This window comes from Halobacillus trueperi, assembly GCF_003386945.1.
In the GTDB taxonomy this organism is placed as follows: Bacteria; Bacillota; Bacilli; order Bacillales; family Halobacillaceae; genus Halobacillus; species Halobacillus aidingensis.
Genome location: NZ_QUAE01000001.1, coordinates 37,171 through 54,021 on the forward strand (window position 1 = coordinate 37,171; position 16,851 = coordinate 54,021).

Annotated in this window: 18 protein-coding genes; 10 read left to right on the plus strand and 8 right to left on the minus strand. The window is 43.4% G+C overall.

What is annotated here, in order from left to right; all coding sequences use genetic code 11:
- Positions 1-50 precede the first annotated feature (50 nt).
- Entirely contained in the window at positions 51-233 is a 183-nt protein-coding gene (locus DYE48_RS00170; protein WP_115821862.1) for a hypothetical protein, read from the minus strand.
- 266 nt (positions 234-499) lie between these two features.
- On the opposite strand from DYE48_RS00170, the gene ccmA reads away from it, so the two are divergent.
- From ccmA to DYE48_RS00185, 3 genes are read left to right on the plus strand one after another with little or no spacing between them, the layout of a single operon-like run.
- A complete protein-coding gene (gene ccmA / locus DYE48_RS00175; RefSeq protein ID WP_115822249.1) occupies positions 500-1,213 on the plus strand; it encodes a heme ABC exporter ATP-binding protein CcmA in 714 nt (237 codons plus the stop codon).
- Positions 1,210-2,220, plus strand: a complete 1,011-nt coding sequence (locus tag DYE48_RS00180) for an ABC transporter permease (protein WP_115821863.1) — start codon at positions 1,210-1,212, stop codon at positions 2,218-2,220. Before ccmA ends, DYE48_RS00180 begins: the two co-directional genes overlap by 4 nt.
- A 32-nt stretch (positions 2,221-2,252) precedes the next feature.
- Complete coding sequence (locus tag DYE48_RS00185; RefSeq protein WP_115821864.1) at positions 2,253-2,912, plus strand: TetR/AcrR family transcriptional regulator; 660 nt, start codon at positions 2,253-2,255, stop codon at positions 2,910-2,912.
- Between the two features lie 118 nt (positions 2,913-3,030).
- Here DYE48_RS00185 and DYE48_RS00190 read toward each other — a convergent pair whose 3' ends face one another.
- Complete coding sequence (locus DYE48_RS00190) at positions 3,031-3,459, minus strand: excalibur calcium-binding domain-containing protein (protein ID WP_115822250.1); 429 nt, start codon at positions 3,457-3,459, stop codon at positions 3,031-3,033.
- A 180-nt stretch (positions 3,460-3,639) separates the two neighbouring features.
- Here DYE48_RS00190 and DYE48_RS00195 point away from each other — a divergent pair, with 180 nt between their 5' ends.
- A complete protein-coding gene (locus DYE48_RS00195) occupies positions 3,640-3,948 on the plus strand; it encodes a hypothetical protein (RefSeq protein ID WP_115821865.1) in 309 nt (102 codons plus the stop codon).
- An 18-nt stretch (positions 3,949-3,966) separates the two neighbouring features.
- Here DYE48_RS00195 and rlmN read toward each other — a convergent pair whose 3' ends face one another.
- Positions 3,967-5,052, minus strand: a complete 1,086-nt coding sequence (gene rlmN, locus DYE48_RS00200) for a dual-specificity RNA methyltransferase RlmN (RefSeq protein ID WP_089653992.1) — start codon at positions 5,050-5,052, stop codon at positions 3,967-3,969.
- A 339-nt stretch (positions 5,053-5,391) separates the two neighbouring features.
- On the opposite strand from rlmN, the gene DYE48_RS00205 reads away from it, so the two are divergent.
- Both DYE48_RS00205 and DYE48_RS21520 read left to right on the plus strand, forming a co-directional pair.
- A complete protein-coding gene (locus DYE48_RS00205) occupies positions 5,392-5,706 on the plus strand; it encodes a site-2 protease family protein (RefSeq protein ID WP_341865599.1) in 315 nt (104 codons plus the stop codon).
- 12 nt (positions 5,707-5,718) lie between these two features.
- On the plus strand, positions 5,719-5,871 hold the full coding sequence (locus tag DYE48_RS21520; RefSeq protein ID WP_341865600.1) for a hypothetical protein: 153 nt from the start codon (positions 5,719-5,721) through the stop codon (positions 5,869-5,871).
- Between the two features lie 396 nt (positions 5,872-6,267).
- On the opposite strand, the gene DYE48_RS00215 is transcribed toward DYE48_RS21520, so the two are convergent.
- Positions 6,268-7,983 (minus strand): serine hydrolase domain-containing protein, encoded by a 1,716-nt coding sequence (locus tag DYE48_RS00215; protein ID WP_115821867.1) that lies wholly within the window; start codon positions 7,981-7,983, stop codon positions 6,268-6,270.
- A gap of 516 nt (positions 7,984-8,499) precedes the next feature.
- Here DYE48_RS00215 and DYE48_RS00220 point away from each other — a divergent pair.
- A complete protein-coding gene (locus tag DYE48_RS00220; RefSeq protein ID WP_115821868.1) occupies positions 8,500-9,408 on the plus strand; it encodes an EamA family transporter in 909 nt (302 codons plus the stop codon).
- A gap of 19 nt (positions 9,409-9,427) precedes the next feature.
- Here the strand turns inward: DYE48_RS00220 and DYE48_RS00225 are convergent, their stop codons facing one another.
- The 3 genes from DYE48_RS00225 to DYE48_RS00235 form a co-directional block, all read right to left on the minus strand.
- The gene (locus DYE48_RS00225) at positions 9,428-11,398 is read right to left on the minus strand and encodes a TRAP transporter permease (protein ID WP_115821869.1); all 1,971 of its coding nucleotides are present in this window, start codon (positions 11,396-11,398) and stop codon (positions 9,428-9,430) included.
- A 64-nt stretch (positions 11,399-11,462) separates the two neighbouring features.
- On the minus strand, positions 11,463-12,476 hold the full coding sequence (locus DYE48_RS00230) for a TAXI family TRAP transporter solute-binding subunit (RefSeq protein ID WP_089653996.1): 1,014 nt from the start codon (positions 12,474-12,476) through the stop codon (positions 11,463-11,465).
- Between the two features lie 242 nt (positions 12,477-12,718).
- A complete protein-coding gene (locus DYE48_RS00235; RefSeq protein ID WP_115821870.1) occupies positions 12,719-13,576 on the minus strand; it encodes a thermonuclease family protein in 858 nt (285 codons plus the stop codon).
- A 296-nt stretch (positions 13,577-13,872) separates the two neighbouring features.
- Between DYE48_RS00235 and DYE48_RS00240 the strand changes: the two genes are divergently transcribed.
- Both DYE48_RS00240 and DYE48_RS00245 read left to right on the plus strand, forming a co-directional pair.
- Positions 13,873-14,112: an indolepyruvate ferredoxin oxidoreductase subunit alpha gene (locus DYE48_RS00240; RefSeq protein WP_089653998.1), complete on the plus strand. Its 240-nt coding sequence runs from the start codon at positions 13,873-13,875 to the stop codon at positions 14,110-14,112.
- A 312-nt stretch (positions 14,113-14,424) separates the two neighbouring features.
- Positions 14,425-14,610 carry a hypothetical protein gene (locus DYE48_RS00245; protein WP_089653999.1) on the plus strand — a complete coding sequence of 62 codons (186 nt, stop codon included), beginning with the start codon at positions 14,425-14,427 and terminating at the stop codon, positions 14,608-14,610.
- 509 nt (positions 14,611-15,119) lie between these two features.
- Here DYE48_RS00245 and DYE48_RS00250 read toward each other — a convergent pair.
- Entirely contained in the window at positions 15,120-15,245 is a 126-nt protein-coding gene (locus DYE48_RS00250) for a YjcZ family sporulation protein (RefSeq protein WP_089654000.1), read from the minus strand.
- A gap of 506 nt (positions 15,246-15,751) precedes the next feature.
- Here DYE48_RS00250 and ilvE point away from each other — a divergent pair.
- On the plus strand, positions 15,752-16,654 hold the full coding sequence (gene ilvE / locus DYE48_RS00255) for a branched-chain-amino-acid transaminase (RefSeq protein ID WP_115821871.1): 903 nt from the start codon (positions 15,752-15,754) through the stop codon (positions 16,652-16,654).
- The last annotated feature ends 197 nt before the right edge of the window (positions 16,655-16,851 follow it).

The following is a 16,851-nucleotide window of genomic DNA, read 5'->3' on the forward strand; positions in this document are numbered from 1 at the left end:
AAGATGATCGATGTATTGTATCGAACAAGCTTCCAAAATAGAACCTGAAATCAGTTTGTGAATATGTCTTTAAGCGTATCGGTATTCAGCATACTCCAACTGAATTCAATGGAATAGGTGCTCCAGCCAGCACCTGCCAGCCATCCTGCCAAAAAAATGACTCCAAAAAACGAAGCGAGCGTTATTCCTGAAAAAAGATAGTAGAGGACCTCGCGATCATCATGGTTTTTCAACTTTTTACCCCTTCCATTATTTACGAACAGACATTCCCTTAGTGATTGAGAATATTATAGCAGTTAAAAATGCCGATGGATATCTAATATTAAATATTGATTAAACAGAATAAACCGTTCTTTTGATAAAGAACTCTTCTTGGAATCACACACTGCCAGGGGATGAGAAACGAAGGTATGAGATAATTTCTCCCTTTACATGTTCAGGAAGCGATGTATAATTAAAGTGAGTAATCACTCATTTAGGAGGGGTTAATTTGAATTCTATGGTTGAAATGAAGAGTGTCGTCCAACGTTATGGTAAAGTTACAATCATTGACCAGGTGGATCTATCCATACAGAAAGGTGAGATTTTTGGATTGCTGGGCCCTTCAGGGGCAGGGAAGACCACGCTTGTAAAGTTGATGGCAGGAATACTACAGCCTACAGAAGGAACCATTTCTCTTGCTGGGGCCGTTTTGCGGCATCTTGCGCAGATGAAAAATTTCGGGTTCATGGCGCAATCGGATGCTTTGTATCAAGAGTTGACGGCATGGGAGAATCTAGATTTTTTTGCCTCCATTTATACCCTATCGAGAAAAAAGAGAAGGAAAAGAATCAGAGAAGTACTTGAAATGGTTAACTTATCCTCTTCTAAAGACCAGCCCGTCGAAACATTTTCCGGAGGGATGAAAAGGCGGTTGTCCTTAGCTGCAGCTCTTGTCCATGAACCGGAAATGATCATCCTTGATGAACCCACTGTTGGCATCGATCCTGTTTTACGGCAGTCGATTTGGAACGAACTTAATGATTTGAAGCATAAGGGCGTTACGATCATTGTTACCACGCATGTCATGGACGAGGCGGAGAAGTGCGATCGTCTGGCTCTGCTAAGAAACGGAAAAATGATAGCCATGGATACTCCGGAAATGTTGAAGGAAAAGATGAATGTGTCATCTATGGAGGACGTGTTTTTGCATTATGGAGGTGATACAAAATGAATACCTTCCATGTAATGAAAAGAATCCTTCTCCAATTTCGGCGGGATAAAAGAAGTGTAGCTCTGATGGTGGTGGCACCACTCCTTGTTTTGTCCCTCATGTGGATGGTACTGGATCATGATGAATCCAACCTGGAACTAGGAGCCGTCGACGTTCCAGAATCCATGCTTGAGAAATTGTCGTCTGACACCCTTGTTGTTGAAACGCTGTCTTCTTCTAAAGCAGAAGAACAGCTGGAAGAGGGGGCGTTGGATGCTGTGTTGTATTTTGAAAACCAGAAAATATCCCTGCTTTTAGAGGGAAGTGATCCAAACGCTGCTGGGGCAATCCAAAAAGAATTGCAATCTTTAAGGGCGGATCAGCAAAGTTCAATGGACGTTAAGTACTACCATGGGTCAGAGGATCTTGGGTTATTTGATTACGTGGGACCTGTCCTCATCGGTTTTTTCGTCTTTTTCTTCGTATTTATTGTAGGCGGGGTTTCTTTTTTAAGAGAACGTACTCAGGGCACATTGGAACGATTGTTGGCTACCCCCATCAAACGATCTGAAATCGTGTTCGGTTATCTCGCAGGGTTTGGACTGTTCACGATTCTTCAGTCTCTCATCATTGCCTCCTTTTCCATTTACATTCTGGGGGTGTTTATGGAGGGTAACTTCTTTTATGTACTGATTGTTACTATATTACTTGCCTTAGCGGCTTTGAGCCTTGGTACATTGGTATCAGCATTTGCTAAGAATGAATTTCAGATGATTCAATTCATTCCTTTGATCATTGTTCCCCAGGTGTTCTTCTCCGGTTTATTCCCAACAGAGGGACTTGGCACATGGGTGCAGGTTATTGGACAGATGATGCCTTTAACGTATGGGGCCGAAGCAATGAGAGGGATTATGCTGCGCGAAGCTTCTTTTGCGGAGATCCAACTGGAAGTGTATATTTTACTAGGGTTTACAGCCCTGTTCACGACATTGAATATATTCGCATTGAAGAAGCATCGGCGTTTATAATGGTAGAATGGACGCCTTAGGAGGATGGATGAATGACTGACTTTAACAAAATGGTGGAAACGTTAGAACAGACGACAGAAAAAGATCGAAAGTTAACACCGAAACAGGAACAAATATTAAAAGCTGCCGTAGAGATTTTTGCGGAAAAAGGGTACGCTTCTTCTTCCACCAGTGAAATTGCAGCCAAAGCGAATGTAGCTGAAGGGACAATTTTCCGTCATTATAAAACAAAGAAAGAGCTCTTGATCTCCATCGTGACACCATTTATGACGAAGTTCACTTTGCCGTTTTTTGCTTCTCATTTCGCTAATGAAGTTTTTGAGGAGCCTCCAGAGGGGTTGGAAAGTTTATTGCGAACTCTTTTGAAAAATCGATTTGAATTTGCAAAAGAGAACGCTCCTCTTTTGCGCATTGTGATTCAGGAAATGGCTTTTCACCCCGAGCTTCAGGGGAAATTTCAAGAAGTATTCCTTGAAGAAATATTTCCGAAATTTGAAGAGGCGCTGAATCAATTGAAAGAAAAAGGAAAACTTGTAAAAATGCCGAATGCCTCCATCATACGTATGATTATCTCTTCCGTGGTCGGTTTTCTGGTCACCCGTTTTATCATTGCACCTGATTTAAACTGGGAGGACGAAAAGGAAATTGATTATACGATTGACTTCATTATGCATGGGTTAGCACAGAAATAATGACAGGTCTATCCTATAAACGGATAGACCTGTTTTGCTCTTAAGAGTAGACGAGAGGATCCCAAGAAAAACAGCGAACCATAAAGGTTCGCTGAAGAGGAGCGATGGTTATGGTTATTTAATTTTCCCTGCGTACAAACAACAGTCCGCCACTCAATAAAAACAGCCCCATCCCGAGTAACGCATATGTAGCATACGGCGTTGCGGTTTCTGGAAGCTCTCCACCTTCTTCGTCAGAAGATTCTTCTTGAGTTCCGTTCTCTTCAGAATCTTCCATTGCCTCGTCTTCTGATGCTTCTGAATCACCAGATCCATCACCAGATGAGCTGCCACCTAAGCTCTCACATGGTACACCATCTTTGTCTCGGTCTAATCCATCTGGATCGTTATTTTCATCGTACCCATTTTCTTCCCAATACTGCTCTGCTTCTGCTGTAGAATCAAAGTCGCTGCAATCTTTGTCTCCGTCATGACTGTCGGCACTTACGATCCCTGCACTGCCAAAGGTTAAAGTGAAAACGAATAGAAAAGCTAAGAATTTTCTCATTCTGGAAAAACTCCTTTGTGATAGATTTCCATCACCCCTTGGATATTTTTGTATATTCTTCTATTACCTATATTTTTACAAATAAAACCATTTTTTTCTGTTTTATATAAAAGCGATCATTCAAGAGCAAAAAAAGATAGGACGGGTGTGTTCCTGAAGACTATGATAGGTATATTCAGTATGATCCAAAGCCAAGGGATGGAGGAGGAGAATCATCAGCCAATTGTTGTTCCCATTTTACAACTGAGAGATGAGTCTTTTCACATTGGCTTGAACACCAGTAGGCGAATGAGTTCTGAAGCGGTGAATCAAGTGTGGGGAAAGAATACAAAGCCTGAAATCAATCACCGAGAGATGAAGTCAATTTTTTTTGAGTTTGCGCCCCATCTATTGGGAGAACTGGTGGGTTTGGCGCAGGGGTTAGAGGTTTCTTATGAACAAGCTGCTGCGATGTTCAGTGGGTATGATGTACCTATAAAAAAAGCATGAGGCCGGGGCCTCATGCTTTTAGTTCATCGGCATCTTTTTCTTTTTGCGTGCTTTTTCTTTTTCGATTTGCTTACTGCGCAACTGTCCGCAGGCGGCATCGATGTCGGTTCCGTGTTCTGTACGGACGCCGCACTTGATTCCGCGGTCCATCAACGTTTGATAGAACGTAAGGATCGCTTCTTTTTCACTTCGCTCATAAGGGTTGTCAGCGACCGGGTTGTATGGAATCAAGTTGACGTAGGATAAGTGGCGCTTATCCTTCAACAAGTCCGCAAGCTCTTCCGCTTCCTTCTTATGGTCATTGACGTCCTTGAGTAAAATGTATTCGAAGGTAATCCGTCGGTTCGTTTTTTCCAGGTAATAATCAATAGCCGGCATCAGTTTTTCGAGTGGGTAGGCACGATTGATTTTCATGATTTGGGTACGCAGTTCATTGTTCGGTGCGTGAATGGAAAGGGCCAGATTAATCTGGATGCCTTCATCTGCGAACTCATACATTTTCGGTGCGATTCCACTTGTGGATACAGTGATGTGGCGCGCTCCAATGGAAAGTCCTTTTTGATCGTTCACAACTTTCAAGAAATCAATCAGGTTTTCATAGTTGTCGAACGGTTCACCGATTCCCATAACAACGATATGGCTTACACGTTCATCGTTGCCTTGTTGGTCGAGGTGCTGTTGGACTTGCATGATCTGTTCAACAATCTCGCCACTGGAAAGGTCTCGGTTCTTACGAAGAATTCCACTCGCGCAGAAGGAGCAGCCGATGTTGCAGCCCACCTGTGTTGTCACACATACGGACAACCCGTAGTTGAATCGCATCAGTACCGTTTCAATAACGTTTCCATCATCTAATTTAAATAGAAACTTAACGGTTCCGTCCTTTGATTCTTGTTTAATTTCTTCAGAAAGTGTCTCAATCGTAAAATGTTCATCGAGAAGATCGATGCAGGATTGATTCACGTTTTTCATTTGTGAAAAGTCTGTCACACGCTTTTGGTAGAGCCAGTCCCATACTTGCTTGGAGCGGAACTTTTTCTCCCCATGATCTATAAGCCAATCTGTCAGTTGGTCAAACGTCAATCCGTAAATGGATCGTTTCATAAATACGCTCCTCTTTAAAAAAAATCGCTATTCCTATCATACTCGAAACAGCAGTCTTACACAACAGGAGAAGGAATGTTGAAATTTTACAAACATTTGAAGGGGAGGTTCTAGAGGGTTCCACTGAATGAAAAATTGTTATAAGGATGGAATGGAAGGATAATGAAGACGATCACTTCATCACTTTCTGAGCGAATTCCAGTGAATGAATTCCTTGCTATGTCCAACGTCTCCTTACTGAGGCTATGGAAGCAGTTTTCTGCATTTGGGTTATCTTTTTACAAAAAAGGGAAGTTGTTTTTTCAGAACTTCAATTCATACCATAACGGAGGAACGCTTATGTTTACAATGAATGACATTCCTATGTTCATCATAAACTTTTTTCTGATTCTGCCACTCGTCACTCTTGTTCATGAGACGGGTCATGTCCTTGTCGCCCGTATATTCGGAGGGAAGATAAAGTACTGTATAGGGACAGGGAAACTGCTGTTTCATGTGGGTCCTTTGGAAGTAAGGCGTATGTATTTTATGGAGGGCTGGTGTCAGTACGAAAAGCTTTCCTACAACAAGACGTGGGCTCATGTGTCGATCTACCTTGCTGGAAGTCTTTTTAACTTGGCGATTATCCTGTTATTGAATGTATTGATCACTTAGGGAGTTCTTCCTGTGGATCTATTTTTCTACCAATATTCTTATTTCTCTGTATACTTCATCTTCTTTTCACTCTTTCCCTATCGAAATGGTGACGGCAAGCCGAGTGACGGTATGGCGATCTATGATGTCATTCGTTACGGTAAAGCGGTGGATCCAATTGATTAATAGAAAAAGGGGAAAGCCCATCAGGCTTTCCCCTTTCATGTGGTCACACATCTTCAATATCCAGAAGCATCGTACGATTATGGAATGCGCAGCGCTCTTTTCTGCGAGTTTCGTCAAGGAATCTTTGTTTTCATCGGTGTTGAAATATTCTTCGACTTCATTTTTTCATTTGTTTTTCAACGAAACATCATACTCCTTCTTATCAAGAATTCGAGTGCGGATGTTCTTTCCCGAATCTCTCAGTAAGTTAGAGATATGATCTCGGGCTAGCTTATTGTGCTGTGTCAATGTTTCACTTTCCTTTCAGTTATACCCATCCTTAACCGTTTCTATGAGGTGAGGAAAGTAAAAAAGTGCAGACAAGTGGGTCCACTTGTCTGCATTGTGAAAGATTTATTAATAGGATCGTTTTTCCCATGAATCGCTTTTAACCTCTACAGCATTTCCGTTTATTTCTAGATTATCAATGTACCAACCGCGGTTGTTTACACTTCCATCGGTTTCATAGATGAAGCGGATATGGGTAGTGTCTGATGGAAGCTCGACATTTCGTGTTCCCCAACCGCTACTATCGCCTGTAAATTTATCCAGTGTTGTCCAGGTTTCCCCATCGTCTGATACTTCCAATCTTCCAAAGTCATAACCATCCTCGATTTCAAACCATGTACGGAATGAAAGGGAAGCCGTTTCGCTTAGGTTTACCTTTGCCAACAACTGTTTCTCTACTTGATCCCCATACCCTGAAAACCACGGATTTGATTTTTTATCTATTTCGACTGGAATGGCATCCGCCACTTTTCGGGCAATGCCTCTGCGTGCTCCGTTCGTAGAAACCGTATCTCTTGTAGGGTGGACACGATTCGTTAATAATATAGCGATCGTATCATTTTCCGGGTTTACTACGATGGATGTTCCTGTGTAACCGGTGTGCCCATATGTCCTTGGACTTGAGAGGGCATCCATATACCATCCTTGTTGGAGTTCCCAGCCTAACCCGTGGTCATCACCTGCAAATTGGGGGATGCGGTTTTCTGTAAGCAGCTTAACGGTTTCAGGCTCAAGGATCTTCTTGTTTCCATACGTACCCTCATTTAAAAACATATGTGCGAATTTGGCTAAATCATTCGCTGTAGAAAAGACTCCTGCATGACCGGCTACTCCATCCAATGACCAGGCGCTTTCATCGTGTACTTCTCCCCACACAAGCCCACGATTCGTCCAAGGCTGATCTTCCGTTGCAGCAATGCGTGGTTTCAAATCCTCTTCTGGATTATACATTGTATCTTCCATTTTTAATGGTTTGGTAATATTTTTTTCAACAAATGCATCTAAGCGCATATTGGATAGGCGTTCGACGAGAGCTCCTAGGGTGATCATATTTAAGTCGCTGTAAGTATAGGTGGATCCAGGCTCATTAGCGAGAGGATATTGTAAGACATGTTGTAAACGGTCGTTTCTGTCACCTTCAACTGTATAAAGAGGGATCCACGCCCTGAAGCCTGAGGTATGTGTCAAGAGCTGCTCAATTGTCACGTTTTCCTTTCCATTTTCCGCAAATTCCGGAAGGTGCTTCGCGACAGGGTCGTTTAATTCGAACGCGTCCTGTTCATATAAAATCATTGCGGCGGTTGTGGTGAAAATTTTGCTGATGGAAGCGAGGTCAAAGATGGTATCTTTAGTCATGGGGATTGGGTTTTCTGATTGTGTGAATTCGTCGTCTTCATACTTCATGGCATACCCATAAGCTTCTTCTTTCACAATATGGCCTCTTCTTGCTACAAGAGTCACGGCCCCGGGCATCACGTTGTTTTCTATGGCAGAGATTAAAAGAGGGTCAATTTCTTGTAAAGGCTCTTCTCTCATGCCTGCTCCCCGTACAGACCCAGGGTGCAGGATTGGAGAGGATGGACCGGGTTGATCCCATGAAAATGCAGGGTGGACAGTGCTTTGGTTCGTATGGACATTTGTTTTCACTCCTTTCTCTATGGTCGGTCCAGGTGCTGCGAGGGTTCCATTCGGGCTTAATAAAGTTGCTCCTAAAGCAGTTGTTAATAGGATGGGTACTGTTTTCTTTTTCAATTTACGACCTCCTTTTTCAGATAATTCAAGCATACGGTTTAACCTTCTAGTTGTCTATACCACTTTAGTAGTAATGGAAAAATTATACTGACATAGAAAAGGGTACAAGGGTATGGGATAAAGGGAGTAGACGGCTTCTTTACATGATTCCAAAATCCGTTTTTATCCTGGTCGTTTCTTTCCTTTAAGGACTTTCATTAGATTGAGAGCAGGCCCGAGATTACTACTCCAGCACGTTCTATTGGTTTTGGGACATTTTACCCTAAATAGCGATGCGGAGTTTCAGGCTTCTATCTTTGAGGTATGTATTTATATATCTAAAAAGGAGGAATGAAAATGAAACTGATTCGCTCGTTGATCCATACTATCGTAGATATTCTCTTATTCATTCCACGTACTATAGGACGATTGATTAAGAGAATCGTATAATTAAAAACATAGGCAGGGCCGCTCTTTTTAAAGAGGGGCCTTTTTTTATGGGGGCAGATGTTAAAATAGTGAAGGTATGAAAATGAAATTTGCGTTGGTTGGAAAGGAGGAGGGGGACGAATGAAAGGAAAAGGGATTACACTCGTTCTCATCGGGGCCGCGAGCTTTGGGTTCACACCAATTTTTGTAAAAACAGGCTTTTCTTTAGGGTACACGCTCGGGGAACTGAACATTATCCAAATGGCGATTGCCTTTATATTCTTATGGTTGATCAGCTTCTTCAAAAGGATTTCTTTGAGAGGAACAAGCAGGGGAGACCTTTTCAAAATTATGTTGACGGGCACGTCCGTTGGTTTGACCAGTATCTTCTATTATGGCGCAATGCAGTATTTACCAGCATCCATTGCCATTATACTACTTTTCCAATTCGTGTGGATTGGAATGATTTACGAATGGATTTTTACGAAAGTTGTTCCTACAAAAATCAATTTTCTTTCATTGGTTGTTACCCTCTTAGGGGTGGTGTGCGCTTCGGGCGTAATCGGAGGAGGCTTCTTTGACCTTCCATTGGCAGGACTTTTTCTTGGGCTGCTTTCGGGTTTTTCTTATGCAGGTTTTGTCTTTTTCAGCGGACAGGTCGCTACAAAAACCGATCCGATTGCTAGAAGTGCTCTGATGGTTACCGGATCGTTGATTCTGGTGCTGGTTGTATTTATTCAAGACCTCCCAACACTCCCGCTATTTGACGCCCAGTTGTGGAGTATAGGGGCAGGAGTGGCTTTCGTAGGGGCAGTCATCCCACCATTGTTTTTTGCGCAGGGAGCCCCTTTGATTTCTGGAAGGCTTGCGAATGTCTTGAGTTCTATTGAACTACCTGTTGCGATTATTTCCGCTATGCTCATCCTTTCTGAATCTGTTTCCTTGGTTCAGTGGGTGGGGGTGATTTTGATCGTAGCCGCTATTTTCATAAATGAGCTTGGGGGATTTTGGCTAAAAGGGAATTCGGCAAGAAAAAGCCAGACCTTGTAATGAAAGGTCTGGCTTTTGATCACACGACAGCTTGTTGTTTTGAAGAATCCTCTTTTTTGTTTTTTACATATTGGAAGACAGAAACTGCTCCGAAAACGCCTAAACCAATGAGAGAAATAACTAGGTTTGGATAAACGAGCATGAGTCCACAAGCGATAAGGGCGATTCGTTCGACCCACGTGACTTTCGTGGCGAAATATCCGATCAGTGCAGAGCTGATGGCTGCCATTCCTAATAAGGCTGTGATGACACTGATGGATAAGTTGAATGCAGTGACGTCTCCCTGCAGCAATAATAGCGGGTTGGTGACGAACACATACGGAATGATGAATGCGGCAATCGCGAGTTTTACCGCGGTTACACCAGCTTTCATCGGATTGGCTCCGGCGATTCCCGCCCCTGCATAGGCAGCGAGACAAACTGGTGGAGTGATATCTGCGACAATTCCGAAATAGAAGACAAACATGTGAACCGCAATGACAGGAACATCAAAAGCTAACAAGGCTGGAGCCGCCATCGTAGCCGTTACGACATAGTTGGCTGTCGTAGGTAGTCCCATCCCTAAAATGATACAAGCAATCATGGTGAAGAACATAACAAGGAAAAACTGCCCTTGGGCAAGATCGATGATTCCGCCGGCAATTTTAGGTCCGAGGCCTGTCGTCGTTACTGTTCCTGCAATGATTCCAGCAGTGGCACAGGCAGCAATGACGGGGAGGGCAACACGGGCTCCTTCTTCAAGCAATTTGATAATCCCTTTCAAGGACATGCGTGTTTCTTTACGGAAAAAACTGATAACGAAGGCCGTCACGATTGCAAATAAAGCGGCATACGTCGGTGTCCGTCCTGCAAGTAAAAATCCAATTATGATGACGAGCGGAAGGAACAAGTCCAGACGTTTGACCAGTTTGTTCGTTTTAGGAAGTTCTTCTTTTGAAAGCCCACGGATGTTTTGTTTTCTTGCTTCAAAGTGTGTCCCTAAAAAGACACCGGAAAAATACAAAAGAGCGGGGATGATCGCGATGACAATAATTTCGTTATAAGGGATGCCCGTATAAGACGCCATGATGAATGCTGCGGCACCCATGATGGGCGGCATGAGCTGCCCGCCGGTCGAGGCAGAAGCTTCAGAGGCTGCAGCGAAGTGAGGTTTGAACCCTGCATTTTTCATCATCGGGATCGTAAATGATCCAGATCCTACGGTATTGGCGACTGAGCTCCCGCTAACCATTCCTTGAAGCCCGCTCGCTGCAACCGCGGCTTTGGCTGTTCCACCCGTATATTTTCCTGTTAAGCGGAGGGCGAGGTCGTTGAAAAACTGACCAATGTTCGTTTTGACGAGAATGACTCCGAAAAATAGGAATAGAAAAATATAGGTCGATGATATTTGAATCGGGATACCGAAAATGGCACTGGAACTGAAAAACATCTTCGTTGCGAGCGTCGGCCAATCGTTGCCCGCATGACCAATGACAGGAATGAAGTTTCCGAACATGCCATAGAGCAGGGCGAGAATCGCTATGACGACAATCGGAAGTCCGACGACGCGCCTTGTCGCTTCAAGTAACAAAAGGATGCCGGCGGTTGCGACAAATTGGTCCATATAGGTGAAGCCGAATATAATCGCTTCATTGATGAGACGGTCATAATTTTGAATGATATAAAAGTTCGCATAAAGAGCGACCGCAGCAAAGATCAGGTCATACCACGGGATGCCGCGTTTGCTCGTTAAAGAAGATTTAATCGGATAGAGGAGATAGACTAAGCACAGCGCCGCGCCTAGGTGAATGGCACCCTGGATGAGTGAAACATAAGCTCCACGGTAAGCCGTATAAAGCTGAAAAATCGTAAGTGCGCTGCCAAGGATCAATGTCACCCAACCCCAGGTCCCGAGGTTTGTGCGGAATGTGCTCTCTTTATCGTATTTCTTCATCATTTCTTGCTTATCGACTTCCTTGTTATCTTTTTTCGTCACGCCTCTTACCTCCATTCTTTTCTTAAATCAGCGCTTTAAAGAACCGGACAAAAACAATGTCCGGTTCCGTATCCTGCCTTTATTCTAAAATGCCTGCTTCTTTGAAATACTTCTCTGCTCCAGGGTGAAGCGGAAGGTCCTGAGCACCTGTCAAGGCACTATCCTGCGTGATCAGCTTCGCTTGAGCAATCGACATATCGCCAGCGTTTTCGTAAAGTGTTTTCGTCATTTCATACGCTAAATCTTCACTGACCTGGCTGGTTGAACCAAGAAGCAGCGCCAATGCGGTAATGGTTTCAACAGGCTCTTCCTGCCACTCATACGTACCAGGTTCCACTGTGTAAGCTTCGTACTGACTGTTGGCAACTACTTCATCTAAAGCGTCTCCTTCAATGTTCAGGAATTTAACTTCTCCTGTAGCCGCTTCTAATTCATCCGTTGTGGAGGATGGAACCCCTACAACCGCAAAAGAAGCGTCAATCGTATTGTTTTGAAGTTTACTTTTCGCGTCGCCAAATCCTTCTTCAAACGCTTCATAGTCTCCTTCTTCAATACCATAAGCGGAAAGAACCATCTCAGCAGCTTCACGAGTCGCTCCACCTGGAGGTCCAACAGCTACTTTTTTACCTTTTAGATCTTCAATGGACTCAATACCAGTAGAATCCAGTGTGACCACTTGAAGGGCCTCTGGATAAAGAGAACCGATGACGCCGACATTTCCGACATCTTTTCCTTCGAATTCACCCATTCCTTCAACCGCATTGATCATCGTTGTATTCTGGGCAATCCCCAACTGGAAATCTCCGGATTGAATTTTGGCGATGTTTTCAACAGAAGCTCCAGATTCAACGGAACTAACATCAAAACCTTCTACGTCAATATTGTCTGTGAAAAGGTTCGCCATTTCTCCACCCAGCGGATAGTAGACGCCACCGACACTACCTGTTCCCATCGTCAGGTTTGTCATTTCTTCGCCACCGTCGCTTCCGCCGTCTTCTCCTGCGGAACCGCTTGTCCCACTTTCACCACAAGCACTCAAGAATAGGCTTACAGTGAAGAGGAGAACGAACATCAACCATGAATACTTTTTCATTTGAAGACCCCCTATTATAAAATTTGATTGATTCAAAAGGATCATTTTCATCCATTTAAATCAAAAACATCCTTATATTTACATGATTTTACCTGGTTTATGGTGCAATTACAATAATATTACAAAAATTAAGACGATTAAAGCGTGGGGGGAATAGTAAAGAAGAGGACCTCCTGATAGGAGCTCCTCTTCAACCGATCATAAATGAAAAAACTTCACTTGGAACGGACATTTTTATTCATTTATAAGCTTTCACAAACGAGACCATCCTGATCGTGCCCATCTAAGCGATGGGGGTCTTGGGCAGGACCACCAGCTGCTTCATAAAAGGCTTGTGCTGCTTCTTGTGAAGAAAAGTCGCCGCAGTCCCGGTCAGGTCCTTGTGGGTCATAAGGAAGGCTGCCTTCATAAGGGGAAGAGGCTGGCGTTTCCTCAACGCTTGATGATTCGTCTTCACGAAATCCCTCATCCGTAACGTACCCGTCGATGCTCCAAATCCCTTTTTCTTGTTGTTTGGCAAGGGTTTCTGCGTTCTTCATAGATGCTGCATGGACGTAGGGAGGATCATATTCATAAGCATATCGGGCAAGCCCTTTTTCAAGTAATTGCTGATTGAAATTCTCTCCGTTCACCCAAACATAGCCAAGAAGCCGGTCATAATGATCACGTTTCGGCCCGTCATATTCAAACCGTACTTCTTTTCCCGACAACATTTCTTTTGCATAGTCGCTTGCCTCAGATCCAAAAGGCTCGACGGGTTTGTCAGGGTGAACGGTCTCAGGCGTGTCGACCAGTAACAAACGGACGCGTTCTTCTCTGCCGTTGATTTTGATGTCGATGGTGTCTCCGTCCACAACGTTTGTAACGGTGGCATCAACATCTCCTGGCTGTTTTTCTGTGGCGGACTCTTTAGATTCCTCCTCTGAAGGTGCTTCATCCTCTTTTTCTACGGATGCATTCTCTTCGGAATCTTGTGGTTGTTCCGTTTGACTCTCAGGCTCTTCTTCTACAGGCTGCGTTTCGGTACAAGCGGTAAGTGTAGAAATAGATAGAACTAATACAAAGATGAGAACACGAAAAGGCCGTATCCATGAGGACATGGACATCCCTCCTTCCTTTTCTAACAAAAAAGCTGGGTTAGTGGTGAAAGATAAAAAAACGCAGGAAATCCAAATCCTCAATTCAGATTTCGTGCGTTTTCATCATGGTCCCAGCCATTCAATTGCTACCTTTTATTCTACTAGCCGCTATTTCTTTTGGCAAACATACAAAGGGGGTATTCTCTTTATGTCTATATCTGACCGTGGTGATTTAATGTGGATAACAGTACAAAGATTGACAAAACCCCCTGTTTTTCGAGACACTAGATTTATTAAGGAAATAGGGAGAGATACATATGGCATTTGTCATTACACAACCGTGCCAGGGCGAACAAGCCGGGGAATGCGTCGACGTTTGTCCTGTCGATTGTATTGAAAAAGGGGAAGATCAGTATTACATCAACCCTGATATCTGTATAGACTGCGGCGCGTGCGTATCGGTTTGTCCGGTAGATGCGATTGTCGAAGAGTATGAGCTCATGCCTGAAGAAGAGCCGTATTTAGAAAAAGCGGAGAAGTTCTTCGGCAATATATAAATGATCGAAAAAACGTCCATTTGATGGGCGTTTTTTGTTTATCAAACAATATGGCAGAACTCTTGAAACAATGAGTTGGATCGGTTCGCAGACCCGACCGACCTCTACAAAGTGTCACGAAACTGAGTCCTGAACACTAAGAAACAAATGTGGAGGTCATTCATCAAAAAAATGGCTGATTCTCCAAAGAGTGATGTTTTCTTCGTTTAAAAATCAGACAATTATGATAATTTTGCGGTTGAAAAGAGGAATAAGGGGTATGAGAGTAGAAAGAACTTATTATAATAATCTTTTGCTCAGGAGTTGATTAGGATGCTTGTGTCAGTTTATCCCCCAGAAGGTTCATATCAGGACAGGTACTATTTGATTGATCAATTAAGGGATTTAGGTTACACAGAGGATGCCTTTGGAAAAAGGACGATTGAGATGACTTTGCCTGAGTTGCAGCAAATTTTCATCAACTTGGAGTATCAAAGAGAATGTGCACTGGAAAATTAAAACGAAGAAATTCCGAATTGAAAAAGTCTTCACAGCAAAAAAGAAGCGAACCGGCTATCTTACATAGGCGACTCGCTTCTTTATGCATTATTATTAGAAATCTGAATGGTCTGAAAATGATTTTTTAGGCAGACCGGTGTGCGGCGATGAAAAACATGATGAAACCGGCCCGCAAAAAAGAGAAGGCTCATTATATTGATATAATAGACGTTTGTCTACATAAAAAAAGCCAGAGCGAGCACGCTCTGGAATTGAAAGAGGGAGACATTCTACAGGTAGAGGTTGTAGAGAATATGTCTCGCCGTCTATTATAACCAAACCTATATTGAGAAAACAATTTTTCTCTAGAATTCTTTTAATTGCAAAGATAACGAACAATGAACCAGAAGGTGGTGATGACCTCTGGTTCTTTTTTATGCACACCCGAATAGTGGAAAGTCGTTGACTGACCATCCACGTTTGTGTGAACCACTTATTACGGGTAACGGTGGTTCACACGAAAAGGTTTATTAGTTGTAGAAGGAAGCTCCTACGATAATCAAAAGGATGAACAATACAACGATCAAAACGAAAGTGCTTCCGTATCCACCGCCGTATCCGCCGCCATATCCGCCGCAGCCACCATACCAGCTCATATCTTTCACCACCTTTTTTAATCCTATACGACACAGTATGAGGGGACGGGCTCTGAAGGCAGGGCGAATGTCCACATTTATTTATTAGAGACTTTCGTGAACAAAAAAAGTGGTTTTCTTGAAGAAAAATTACGAATGATCGCCTGCGGTTTATTGAACCTTTTCACACTGAATCGATGCTCATTTGAGATAAAAAAGAAAAAAAGAAAAGAGAAAAAGAAACGGGATGTCAAGCCTCTCAACGGTGTAAGCGCTTAACTTGTTCATCGAATCTTTTGAGTGTTCAGAAAATTTACTTAAAACCTGTTGACCTTCCCACGAAATGGGTTTAAAGTAGTCCTCAATCAACCACATCGATTCCTTCAATCGTCTGGTTGGTTCATGTGTAAGACCTGAGATTGGGACCCTGAAAATGTAAGATCACCACTTACCAGAAGGGTCCACATTTTCTTTATCATTCTTTAATCATTTCAAACATTAAACTATAAAAGAAAGGAGTGCTGAAAATGAGCAGCCAATGGATTTATATGAGCGGCGAATACGTGAAAAAAGAAGAGGCCGTCGTTTCCGTTTACGATCATGGTTTCTTATATGGAGATGGGGTGTTCGAAGGCATTCGCGTATACGAAGGCAACATTTTTAAGCTCGATGAACACTTGAACCGTCTGTATGATTCAGCGAAGTCGATCATGCTCGAGATTCCACATAGCAAGGAGGAACTCGAAGAGATTATTGCTGAAACGGTCCGCCGTAACCAGTTGGAAACCGCTTATATCCGTGTCGTCGTTTCAAGAGGCGCCGGTAACCTGGGTCTGGACCCGTCCAGCTGTGCAAATCCACGCTTGGTTGTCATTGCTGAAGCACTCGCTTTGTTCCCGAAAGAACTATATGAACGCGGGGTCCGGCTTGCATCTGTATCAAGCAGAAGAAACCGACCGGACGTGTTACCGCCACAAGTGAAATCGTTGAATTACTTGAATAACATTCTTGTGAAAATGGAAGCCAATCAGGCAGGCGTTGATGAAGCGCTTATGCTGAATGATCAAGGCTATGTGACCGAGGGATCGGCCGATAATATCTTTATCGTGAAGAATGGAACCATTTTAACACCGCCGACTTATTTAGGTGCTTTGGAAGGCATTACCCGTAATGCCATCATCGATTTAGCTGAAGAAAAAGGCTATAAAGTCAAAGAGCAGCCGTTTACGAGACACGATGTTTACGTCGCGGATGAAGTATTTTTGACAGGGACAGCGGCAGAAGTAATCGCCGTCGTGGAAGTCGATCAGCGAAAAGTTGGAGATGGGAAGCCGGGCGTTGTCACAAACCACCTGCTTTCAGAATTCAGAAAAGTAACGACAACAGACGGTTACAAAGTGTACAGCAAAGATCAAGCGCACGTCAGTTAGTAGAGAGAAGCCGAGCAGAGTCTGAGGCATTTGAAAAATAAATCACACGAACACGATGAAAGGAATAAAGGAATAAGTGCTTGTATTCCCAGAGAGCCGGGGTTGCTGGAAGCCCGGAAATACATCTTATTCTGACATCATCCTTGAGTGTCCACGCCGAACGTTCATCCAGTAGGCGGGACCAGGTGTTTCACCGC

What these genes read in the sequence shown, in the direction of transcription:
- ccmA (WP_115822249.1), top strand. Translation starts at nt 500, where the DNA reads ATGGTTGAAATGAAGAGTGTCGTCCAACGTTATGGTAAAGTTACAATC.
- DYE48_RS00180 (WP_115821863.1), top strand. Translation starts at nt 1,210, where the DNA reads ATGAATACCTTCCATGTAATGAAAAGAATCCTTCTCCAATTTCGGCGG.
- DYE48_RS00185 (WP_115821864.1), top strand. Translation starts at nt 2,253, where the DNA reads ATGACTGACTTTAACAAAATGGTGGAAACGTTAGAACAGACGACAGAA.
- DYE48_RS00190 (WP_115822250.1), bottom strand. Translation starts at nt 3,459, where the DNA reads ATGAGAAAATTCTTAGCTTTTCTATTCGTTTTCACTTTAACCTTTGGC.
- DYE48_RS00195 (WP_115821865.1), top strand. Translation starts at nt 3,640, where the DNA reads ATGATCCAAAGCCAAGGGATGGAGGAGGAGAATCATCAGCCAATTGTT.
- rlmN (WP_089653992.1), bottom strand. Translation starts at nt 5,052, where the DNA reads ATGAAACGATCCATTTACGGATTGACGTTTGACCAACTGACAGATTGG.
- DYE48_RS00205 (WP_341865599.1), top strand. Translation starts at nt 5,392, where the DNA reads ATGTTTACAATGAATGACATTCCTATGTTCATCATAAACTTTTTTCTG.
- DYE48_RS00215 (WP_115821867.1), bottom strand. Translation starts at nt 7,983, where the DNA reads ATGCTTGAATTATCTGAAAAAGGAGGTCGTAAATTGAAAAAGAAAACA.
- DYE48_RS00220 (WP_115821868.1), top strand. Translation starts at nt 8,500, where the DNA reads ATGAAAGGAAAAGGGATTACACTCGTTCTCATCGGGGCCGCGAGCTTT.
- DYE48_RS00225 (WP_115821869.1), bottom strand. Translation starts at nt 11,398, where the DNA reads ATGGAGGTAAGAGGCGTGACGAAAAAAGATAACAAGGAAGTCGATAAG.
- DYE48_RS00230 (WP_089653996.1), bottom strand. Translation starts at nt 12,476, where the DNA reads ATGAAAAAGTATTCATGGTTGATGTTCGTTCTCCTCTTCACTGTAAGC.
- DYE48_RS00235 (WP_115821870.1), bottom strand. Translation starts at nt 13,576, where the DNA reads ATGTCCTCATGGATACGGCCTTTTCGTGTTCTCATCTTTGTATTAGTT.
- DYE48_RS00240 (WP_089653998.1), top strand. Translation starts at nt 13,873, where the DNA reads ATGGCATTTGTCATTACACAACCGTGCCAGGGCGAACAAGCCGGGGAA.
- DYE48_RS00245 (WP_089653999.1), top strand. Translation starts at nt 14,425, where the DNA reads ATGCTTGTGTCAGTTTATCCCCCAGAAGGTTCATATCAGGACAGGTAC.
- DYE48_RS00250 (WP_089654000.1), bottom strand. Translation starts at nt 15,245, where the DNA reads ATGAGCTGGTATGGTGGCTGCGGCGGATATGGCGGCGGATACGGCGGT.
- ilvE (WP_115821871.1), top strand. Translation starts at nt 15,752, where the DNA reads ATGAGCAGCCAATGGATTTATATGAGCGGCGAATACGTGAAAAAAGAA.